This window comes from Streptomyces sp. PH10-H1, from assembly GCF_030063355.1.
In the GTDB taxonomy this organism is placed as follows: Bacteria; Actinomycetota; Actinomycetes; order Streptomycetales; family Streptomycetaceae; genus Actinacidiphila.
In genome coordinates this window covers 39690-48641 of the sequence record NZ_JASISZ010000063.1, presented here as the reverse complement: position 1 = coordinate 48641, position 8952 = coordinate 39690, and the positions used below count along the sequence as shown (strand labels likewise).

The window sequence follows — 8952 nt, the reverse complement described above, 5'->3', positions numbered from 1 at the left end:
GTGTCCGCCCGTCGTCCAAACCCTCACCAGACCGCAACGGGCTACCCAACGTCACCATGGAAGAAACCATCGAAACCCATGCGCTCAGGCGTCTGACCAGCAGCGTTGCACTAACTCACCGGCATTGCCCTGAGCTGTCATGATGGCTGTGCCACATCCCCCGTTCCGCCGGTCGCCGGGCCGACCGGATGGTGGCACCAGCCGTTGACTCGTAGGCGTAGGCGTAGGCAATGCCGTGTCGGCCGCGTTCTCCTTACCGGAGTGGGCCGAAGCGCACCCCGCACCCGATCTCCCATCGTGTGTTGGACACCGTCCGCGTGGGTGGGTATTCCTCACTTCCCTCGCCTGTGCAGTGCGCGAGTGATCTCGGCGATGGAGCGGAGAATGGCGGCGCGCTGCTGGGGCTGGGTGTCCCGCAGGGCCTGATGGGCGGTCACGATGACCGTTACCGCGGTGATCGTGCCGGTCAGTAGCAGAGTGAATGCCTGCATGGCCAGCAGGTCGAGCAGGAGGCGGGAAGTGGTCATCGCTGGCTCCGGTGGAGGTGCGGTGGGGGAGGGACGGCCCCATGGCACCTGTCCAGCGCTTTGTCCATCGACCTCCCCGCGCAGGGTTGGACGGGCGGCGTACCGGGCGGCTGGTGGCGGGCCTAGGCTGGAAGCTTCGTGATGCGTTCGGGGTGGACGTGTTGGACGGCTGGCGAGGGGACGGGCCGGTAACGCCATGGCGGAGGACGAGAGCGTGGCTGCGTTGGAGGAGCGGTTCTTCGACGATCTCCAACGGGTGGAATTGCTGCGCCGACGGTTGCCCGTGGGGGTGCGTCCCTCCCTGCGTGACCTTGCCGGGCGCGCACAGCGCTCGCACAACACCATCGACAACTGGCTGAGCGGCAAGGCGTTCCCGGCGGACGTGGACGTCTTGGTCAAGGTGATCGCCGACATCGGGCAGGCAGCCGCTCGCGGCGGCATCGCCGGCCGTGAGGCGGTGCTGCTGGACCCCGGACGGTGGCGGGAGCGGCACGGTGCTGTCAACCGTGCTCGCGTGCGGGAGGCTGAGCAAGCGCGGCAGGGCCATCAGGCATCCGCTGCCCTGGCGCATGCCGAGATCCGGGCCCGCCTGGGTGCTCTGTCCGACCCGCCCCAGCGTCTGGACCGCTGGACGGCGTCCCAGTTGCGTGTCCATCCGTCCATCTCCGGCACCACCTCGGATGCCCCCGGGTTCGTTCTTCCCTCCTACATTGAGCGCCCCCACGACCAGCAACTGCGCCAGGTGCTGCAGACCGCCATCGCGGGCGGGGAGGCGGCCTTGGTAGTGGTGCGCGGAGGATCGTGCACGGGCAAGACCCGCGCCGCTTACGAAGCCGTCCGTCGAATCGGCGGCCTGGCCGACTGGGACCTGGTCTTCCCCCGTACCGCAACAAGTGCGCTGGAGGTACTCGCCGCTCGCGCGCTCATCGCGCGCACGGTGCTGTGGCTCGACGACGCCCACCAACTCCTGGCCGGGCACGCGGGCGAAGCCTTCGCCGCCGGGCTGCTGTCACGTCTGGCCCAGCCCGGCCCGGCGCTCGTCGTGGCCACCTTGTGGGATGCCGCCTTCACCGAATTGACCGCGCCACCGTGTGAGGGCGCGGACAACAGTGCGGACCCGCACCACCATGCCCGTGCGCTCCTGACGGATGCCACCGCCGTCGTGCGCGTCCCGCCCGTCTTCGGGGTGGACGACCTGCGGGAGCTGGACACCCGCGGTGGCGACCCCGCGCTGGCGGCCGCCAGGCGCTCGTCCCGGGATGGAAGGATCGCCCAGACCCTTGCCGCCGGGCTGCACCTGGTGGACCGCTACGAATCCGCCTACGAGCCCCCGGCCTGCTATACACGTGCCTTGGTCACCGCCGCTATGGACGCCTGCCGGCTCGGTTGGGACGCACCTGTGCCCGACGGTTTCCTGCGCGACGCGGCCCCCGGCTATCTCACCGACGAGCAGCGCACCGCAGCCGGCCCCCACTGGTTCACCTCCGCCCTCGCCGACGCCCGGGCCCAGGTCCAGCGCGTTGCCGCGGCCTTGGAACCTGTCCCCCGACCCGGCGGTATGGGTGCGCAGCCGGGTGTCTCGCGCCTGGCCGATTACCTCGACGCCCACGGCCGTGCCATCCGGGAACACGCCGCCCCTCCACCAACGTTCTGGACCGCCGCAGCCGACCACGCCACGGACGCGGGTCATCTTGCCCGGCTGAGTCAAGAGGCCGAAGCGCTCGGCTTCCACCACGATGCCGAGCGCCTGGCGCGGCTGGCCACCGACGCGGGCCACTCGGGCGCCTACGACGCGCTGGCCGAGATGCGGGAACGGGCCGGAGACCAGCAGGGCGCCGAGCGCTTGGCCCAGCTGGCCGCCGACACGGGAAACCCGCGCTGCTACGCCGCGCTGGCCTGGATGCGGGAGCGGACGGGGGACCGGCAAGGTGGCGAGCGACTGGCCCGGCTCGCCGCCAATGCCGGAAACCCGGACGCCCTGCGGAATCTGACCGAGATGCGGGAACGGGCCGGGGACCGGGACGGTGCCGAGCGCCTGGCGCGGCTGGCCGTCAGCGCGGGAGACAAGGACGCCCTTCGCAGGCTGGGGCTGGCGCGGGAGCGAGCCGGGGACCGCCAGGGCGCCGAGCGTCTTTTCAGGCTGGCTGCTGACGCCGGACAACTACGCGCCTACAACTCCCTGGTCAGGCTGAGGGAGCTGGCAGGAGATCGCCAAGGCGCAGAGGAGGTGGCCCGGCTGGCCGCCGACGCGGGATACCCGCGCTGCTACACCGCGCTTGCCTGGCTGCGGGAGCGAGCCGGAGACCGGCACAGCGCCAAGCGCCTGGCCCAGTTGGCCACCGATGCTGGAGATTCGAACGCCTTCCGTGAACTGGCCAAGCTGTGGGAGCGAGCAGGTGACGGCCCGGACGCCGACCGCGCGGGGTTCGAGTAGCGTGTTCTCCGCCGCAGTTGGGCTGAATCCCACCAGCCTGATGCGCCGGCACCAAGGTCAACGTGCCTCACCACCCGCGGATGCTTTTGAGGCAAGTGGAGAGAACACCACGTGTCTCACCGGGGGCCGGCGGTGGCGGGCTGTGCGTTGTGGGGGCACAGAGTCCGCGAGAGCGCCCTCTCCGCAGTCGTCTTCCCGCCCGACGGGCCTTGATGCTACGTAAGGCGACCACGGAGGGCTTCGCCCGAGCCAGTGCGCGGACTTGGGCGAGCATCTCCGGGCCGCCCGCGGGCGGCCCGCCGCAGTCCGGGCCGCGCGCCTTGGCGACCACTAGCGGCGCGGCTGGTTCGAGGGCAGGACACCCCGTCGAAGCCGAGACATACACGGGGCGAAACGCCGTCCGGCCTCAGTCGGGACTCATCAAGGTACGTTTCTTCGTGCAGCCTGGGTCTGCGGATCCCGAAGGATCAGTCCCCGCGTTCGCCGCGGTCTTCGACGGCTCGCTACTCCTGCCGGGCGGCCGCATAGCCGCGGGTGACGTCGAGCAACTGTCCCGCTTCGTACACCGGGTGGGCGAACCCGGCGAGTTCAAGATGTGCGTTGCAGCAGTCTCCCCAGGAGCGGACGCTCGCGCCATCGACGTCACGTTCACCCGAAGCAGCATCTGGCCCGGGCAATGCCGGGTCCAGCGACGGCGTGGACCAGGTGTGCTGCGCGCTCCTCGCCGACCCGCAGGCGGCCCGTCTCGGCAATCCGGTGGATGTGCTCGGCGAGGATCGCGATGGCGGCGACGGCCGCGGGTGGGGAGGCGCCGGGTCGGGGGTCGCCCGTACATGAGCGAATACAGGCCCGGGTTGGCCAGGCCGAAGTTGACGTGCAGGTCCCAGTCGGAGCGCAGGTCCTCAATCGGGTCGGCGCTGGGTTTCACGTTGGTCTTGCCGCTCAGGTACGTCGTGAAGCCGTGGGCCGCCACCGCGTCGAGCAGGCGCTGCTGGTCACCGAAGAGCCGGTAGATGGTGGGGGCCTGGACGCCGGCCGCGTTGCTCACAGACCTGATCGTCACAGCCTCGCGGCCGCCTCCGGCGAGGAGCCGGGTTGCGGCGGCGATGATGCGGTCATGGTTGCTGTCCGCGGTGGCGGAGTGATCGGCCACCAGGTCCTCGACGACATCCTCGACAGCGCGGAGACGATCGGCGTGATTGCGCGTGATCCCTCTCGTCTCTCCATGCGTGTGCGCGAGCGCATCGAGGTCGTGCAGGGGGCGCACAACGACATCAGTGTCGTCACCGAGGCGTTCACAGGTGCTGCCAGCGTGCTCTGGTTGGTGCCTCCGAACCCTCACGCCCAGAACGCCGAGGACTACTACCTGGACTTCGGCCGACCGGCATGCGAGGCGATCAGGAGCCAAGGGGTCAAGCGCGTGATCGGCGTCTCGAGCCTGGGTCGCGAGTTCGGCAAGAACGCCGGGCTGCTGTCGCCCGCGTACGTGATGGACGATCTGATCGAGAGCACTGGTGTGAGCCACCGGGCGCTGCGTATGCCGTTCTTCATGGAGAACATGCTCAACCAGGTAGAGGCGATCAAGAGCAAGGGGATGATCCTCCTGGCGAACTCCGCAGATCGCAATCTCTCGACCGTCGCCACTCGCGACATCGCCACGGTCGCTGCCGAGCTGCTGCTCGACGACTCCTGGAGCGGGCAGAGCGGCGTCCCGGTGGTCGGCCCCGATGATCTGTCCCCCAACGACATGGCGAAGGTCATGTCCGAAGTGCTGGAGCGGCCGGTCCGGTTCCAGCAGGTCCCCGGCCCGGACTACAAGACGGCGATGATGCAGTACGGAATGTCCGAGGCGTGGGCGCAGGGCCTGGCCGACATGGCCGAGGCCCAGAACAAGGGTGTCTACGACGCCGAGTCGGACACCCCGCAATCCACCACCCCCACCAGCTTTCGCCAGTGGTGTGAAGAAGTGCTCAGACCGGCCGTCCTGGCCTGAGTCCCACTGCAGCGAGGAAGGTCTACGGGACGCTGAGCGACCACCGGGCCGCCGCCGAGCAGGACGCTCGGGTCGCCGCCTTCCCGCCCGGCCGGAACCTGCGTGCGTATCGACGCCAACGCCGCCGTACGGTGCGCAGGCAGGTCACGGAGAGGGCGAACGTGTCCGCGTATCCAGAACATGGTGAGTGCCCAGCACATTCGCTTGAAGGAGGCCGGGCACCCGCGCGCCCCTCAATGGCTTGCGCTCTCGTGTGGGCGTCGGTGGTCGGTGGTGAGTTGGTGAGGTGGGTGTATTTATGGTGGGGTCATGCCCACCACAACGTCCGGCCACTCACAGCCCTTTGACCCCGCCGAGCTGATCGACGATCCGCACACCGTGTACGCGCGGCTGCGCGAGGCCGGGCCCGTTCACCGGATCACCGGAACGGATGGACTGCCGGCCTGGCTGGTCACCCGCTACGCCGATGTGCGCCGGGCCCTGGCGGATCCGCGGCTCGCTCTGGACAAGCGCAACGCGCGGCCCGGCGGCTACCAAGGACTCGCTCTGCCGCCCGCGTTGGACGCGAACCTGCTGAACATGGACCCGCCGGACCATACCCGTATCCGCCGGCTGGTCTCCCAGGCGTTTACGCCCCGCCGGATCGAGGAGTTGCGCGCCCCGATCCGGCGGATCGCCGACGGCCTCCTGGACGCCATCGCCCCGCTCGGTCGTGCAGATCTGATCGCGTCGTACGCAGCCCCGCTGCCGGTTACCGTCATCTGCGACCTGCTCGGCGTGGCCCCCGCCGACCGCAGGGACTTCCGGTCCTGGACCGACTCCCTGATCACCCCGGACCCCGCCCAGCCCTCCCGCGCCAGGGAAGCGGTCGGGATCATGCTGGGGTACTTCACCCACTTGATCGCCGACAAGCGCAACTATCCGGCCGACGATCTGCTCTCCGCGATGATTGCCGCACGCGACGAGAACCACTCCAAGGTGGGTGGCGGCGAGGGTGATGGTGAGGGTGTCGGTAAGGACCGGCTCAGCGAGGACGAGTTGATGTCGCTGGCCTTCCTCATCCTGTTCGCCGGATACGAAAACACCATCCACCTCATCGGCAATGCCACCCTGGCCCTGCTCACCGCGCCCGACCAACTCGAAGCGCTGCGCGCGGACCGAAGTCGGCTGAGCAGCGCGGTCTCGGAACTGGCCCGGCACGACGGGCCCGCAGCGCTGGCGATCCGCCGGTTTCCCCTGCAGGACGTCACCATCGGCGGCGTCACGATCCCGGCCGGCGAGACGGTCCTGTTGTCCCTGGCCGCAGCCAACCGCGACCCCCACCAATTCGCCGACCCCGATCACCTCAACATCACCCGCGACGCCACCGGCCACCTCGCTCTCGGGCACGGCATCCACTACTGCCTCGGAGCACCCCTGGCCCGTCTGGAGACCGAGATCGCCCTCGCCGCGCTCCTCGACCGCTTCCCCCACCTCACCCTCGACGTCCCTCCCGAAGCCCTGCGTTGGCGGCCCTCGATGCGCGCCCGGGGACTGCTCACCCTCCCGGTGCGCTACTGACCTGCGCCCGCAGCCGCAGATCCCGGCGCCGGCACCTACTCCACCCAGGAGGAGGGCGCATCACCGGCCGTGGAAGCTGGGCCTGGCCGCGGTGCCTGCTACTCGGCGGGTTGGCCGGTCTTCTTGCCGTGGGATTTGTCCTGGCTCTTCCCTTTGCCGGGACCGTTATCGGCTTCACCCGATTCACCCGAGGTGTCTATCGGCCCCTGGGACGGCGAAGCCGATGACTGGCGCGACGCGTGCGCGAGCGCGAGCGCAGTGGCGGACGCGGCGGCGGAAGGCGGAACGGGCGTGGCGGCGCGCGACGGAGACGGCAGGGCGGGAGCACTGCTGCTGGGTGTGGGGTGATCGACGGCCGCATCGGGGGTGGCGGGCTGATCGCCAAAGGTCGACAGGGTCGCTCCGGCAGCACCTAAGAGGGCTCCGGCGGCCAACGCCGCGACCAGAACGCGCCGTCGCCGGGGCGAAAGACCTCCCCGGCGTGGAGGAGTGGCGGGATGGTCAGAGCCGGTGTGTGCGCGATGGAATGCAGTGTCTCTCGCAGCCAGCGCGACCGCTTCGCCCGCCGCGCTCAGGATGCATGGGGCGTATGCGTCCTGGAGCAGTTGGACGCATTGAGTGGCCTCGGGCCGCGCGCTGGGTTCGGTATGGGTCATCGCTTCGATGACGGACGCCAGCGGTTCGGGCACGCACCGGGAGATTTCCGGGGGGCGGATCAGACGGGCGGTGCCGACTTCCGGGGGCGCTCCCTGATACTCCCTCTCGCCTTTGAGGGCTTCGAGCAGGACCAGACCCAGGCCGTAGATGTCACTGGCGGGTCCGGAGCCTTTACCGAGAACCTGTTCGGGGGACAGGTAGGGGGCGGTGCCTACAACCGTTCCCGGCTCGGCGCGACTGGGTTCATCGATGAGACGGGAGAGCCCGAAGTCCGCCAGATAGGGGGCGTCATCGGGACCGAGCAGGATATTGGAGGGTTTCACGTCGCGGTGGATGATGCCCGCCGCGTGCACATGGGCCAGCGCGGAAGCCAGCTGGACGCCGAGGCGTGCCACCTGCTCCCCACTGAGAGGGCCGTCGGTTAAGCGCTCGCGTAAGGTGGCGCCCTTGATCAGATGCATCACCACGTAGGCGCCGCCTTCATGCCGTCCCATGTCGTAGACCGGGACGAGAGCAGGGTGGGTGAGCCGGCCCAGGAGCACCGCTTCCTTGCAGAATCCGTCCGCGGTCACCGCGGTGGCGCCGGGTCTGAATACCTTGATCGCGACCTCGCGTGGCAGCTGCAGGTCGGTTCCTTGGAAGACATCCGCGGTGCCGCCTGCACCCAACAGTTCGTCCAGGCGGTAGCGGCCGCCGACGATCTCGCCTGCACGGGGGCCGGGGTGCTGAGTTCGGCTGGGGTAGGCCGTCATGCGATCTCCCTGACTGCGTCCTGCGGTGACCCGTCGCCTACCCGCACCCGGGGGACACATGCGGACGGCGGGTATGTGCGACATCAGTCTGATCCCAGGTGGACGGTTCCGCCATCGTCTGATCACTTACGAGCTGGCCGTCGAGGTTGGATCTACTGGTGACGCAGAACCCCCAACAAGAACAAGGGGGAAATCCCGCCCATGAGGGCGGGGGGGACGTCAAGGAAACCCTTGGGTTCCCGCCTGCCCGCTCCCCGCCCGGGTAAGGATGTCGCACAATCGCACCGGTCGAGGGGGAGGACGGGAATGGGAATCTTCGGGCGTAAGCGACGGCCTGCGGACGCACGGCCGCTGGACACGCCGCAGGACGCACGGCCCCCGGGGACGCTGCGACCGGTCGGGCCGCAGGACCTGCCACTGCCGGGCGACGACGACGGGAGTCGCTGGATCTACGAGGTCGCCGGGGAGTCCTCCTCGGAAACCTGGGCGCCGCCGGAGTCGATCCGCCGCTGGTGGCGGGTGGACCGGGACGGCAACGAGCTCGAGGGCCCCGTTGAGAACGAGAACTTCGGGCCCCCTCAGGACAACCTGCGCCGAGCCACGGACCCCGACGGCCCGCTGAGCTGGTTCCCCGACCCGGAGGCGACGGTGCGGGGCTGGCTGTCGATCACACTCGACCGGATCGCAGAGGGCATACAGGTGCACTGGCTGCAGGTCACCGACAGGCCACTGGTCCTCGCTGGGCACGATCCCTCGGACTTCGCTTCCCCCGACTTCGACGGCACCCCGCCGCCGCGGATCGGCGTCGCCGTACCGGTCGGCCTCGGCGTCCAACTGGCCGGCCACGCCCCCGCGGTGCTGTGGGTCTGCTGCTCTGGGTGACCGTCAGCGAGGATCCGGCCGCCGACGCCAAGCAGAATGTCTGGCTCCGCAACGAGATCGACGCCGATCGCGCCGACGAGCTCCTGCGCATCGTCCTCCAGGCCCCGGACATTCGCTTCTGACGCCACCGCTCCTCCGCGCGCTGTG

General features: G+C 69.6%; 8 protein-coding genes. 5 read left to right on the top strand and 3 right to left on the bottom strand.

Annotated features, from left to right (window positions below):
* Positions 1-332 precede the first annotated feature (332 nt).
* Positions 333-527: a hypothetical protein gene (locus QMK24_RS30455; RefSeq protein WP_283470046.1), complete on the bottom strand. Its 195-nt coding sequence runs from the start codon at positions 525-527 to the stop codon at positions 333-335.
* A 214-nt stretch (positions 528-741) separates the two neighbouring features.
* Here QMK24_RS30455 and QMK24_RS30450 point away from each other — a divergent pair, with 214 nt between their 5' ends.
* Complete coding sequence (locus QMK24_RS30450; protein ID WP_283470045.1) at positions 742-2961, top strand: SEL1-like repeat protein; 2220 nt, start codon at positions 742-744, stop codon at positions 2959-2961.
* A 406-nt stretch (positions 2962-3367) separates the two neighbouring features.
* Here QMK24_RS30450 and QMK24_RS30445 read toward each other — a convergent pair whose 3' ends face one another.
* Positions 3368-4024 carry a TetR/AcrR family transcriptional regulator gene (locus tag QMK24_RS30445; RefSeq protein WP_283470051.1) on the bottom strand — a complete coding sequence of 219 codons (657 nt, stop codon included), beginning with the start codon at positions 4022-4024 and terminating at the stop codon, positions 3368-3370.
* On the opposite strand from QMK24_RS30445, the gene QMK24_RS30440 reads away from it, so the two are divergent.
* Both QMK24_RS30440 and QMK24_RS30435 read left to right on the top strand, forming a co-directional pair.
* On the top strand, positions 3923-4954 hold the full coding sequence (locus tag QMK24_RS30440) for an NmrA family NAD(P)-binding protein (RefSeq protein WP_349307938.1): 1032 nt from the start codon (positions 3923-3925) through the stop codon (positions 4952-4954). The two genes, QMK24_RS30445 and QMK24_RS30440, sit on opposite strands and share 102 nt — an antisense overlap.
* A gap of 309 nt (positions 4955-5263) precedes the next feature.
* Complete coding sequence (locus tag QMK24_RS30435; RefSeq protein WP_283470043.1) at positions 5264-6514, top strand: cytochrome P450 family protein; 1251 nt, start codon at positions 5264-5266, stop codon at positions 6512-6514.
* A 98-nt stretch (positions 6515-6612) separates the two neighbouring features.
* Here the strand turns inward: QMK24_RS30435 and QMK24_RS30430 are convergent, their stop codons facing one another.
* Positions 6613-7923, bottom strand: coding sequence for a serine/threonine-protein kinase (locus QMK24_RS30430; protein ID WP_283470042.1), 1311 nt, complete (start codon positions 7921-7923; stop codon positions 6613-6615).
* A 306-nt stretch (positions 7924-8229) separates the two neighbouring features.
* On the opposite strand from QMK24_RS30430, the gene QMK24_RS30425 reads away from it, so the two are divergent.
* Both QMK24_RS30425 and QMK24_RS30420 read left to right on the top strand, forming a co-directional pair.
* Positions 8230-8805 (top strand): hypothetical protein, encoded by a 576-nt coding sequence (locus tag QMK24_RS30425; RefSeq protein WP_283470041.1) that lies wholly within the window; start codon positions 8230-8232, stop codon positions 8803-8805.
* A complete protein-coding gene (locus QMK24_RS30420) occupies positions 8802-8927 on the top strand; it encodes a hypothetical protein (RefSeq protein WP_283470040.1) in 126 nt (41 codons plus the stop codon). The genes QMK24_RS30425 and QMK24_RS30420 overlap by 4 nt, the downstream gene beginning before the upstream one ends.
* Positions 8928-8952 lie beyond the last annotated feature (25 nt).

Excerpts from the sequence above, each read along its gene's own strand:
- QMK24_RS30430 (WP_283470042.1), bottom strand. The coding sequence starts at position 7,923 with ATGACGGCCTACCCCAGCCGAACTCAGCACCCCGGCCCCCGTGCAGGC.
- QMK24_RS30435 (WP_283470043.1), top strand. The coding sequence starts at position 5,264 with ATGCCCACCACAACGTCCGGCCACTCACAGCCCTTTGACCCCGCCGAG.
- QMK24_RS30425 (WP_283470041.1), top strand. The coding sequence starts at position 8,230 with ATGGGAATCTTCGGGCGTAAGCGACGGCCTGCGGACGCACGGCCGCTG.
- QMK24_RS30455 (WP_283470046.1), bottom strand. The coding sequence starts at position 527 with ATGACCACTTCCCGCCTCCTGCTCGACCTGCTGGCCATGCAGGCATTC.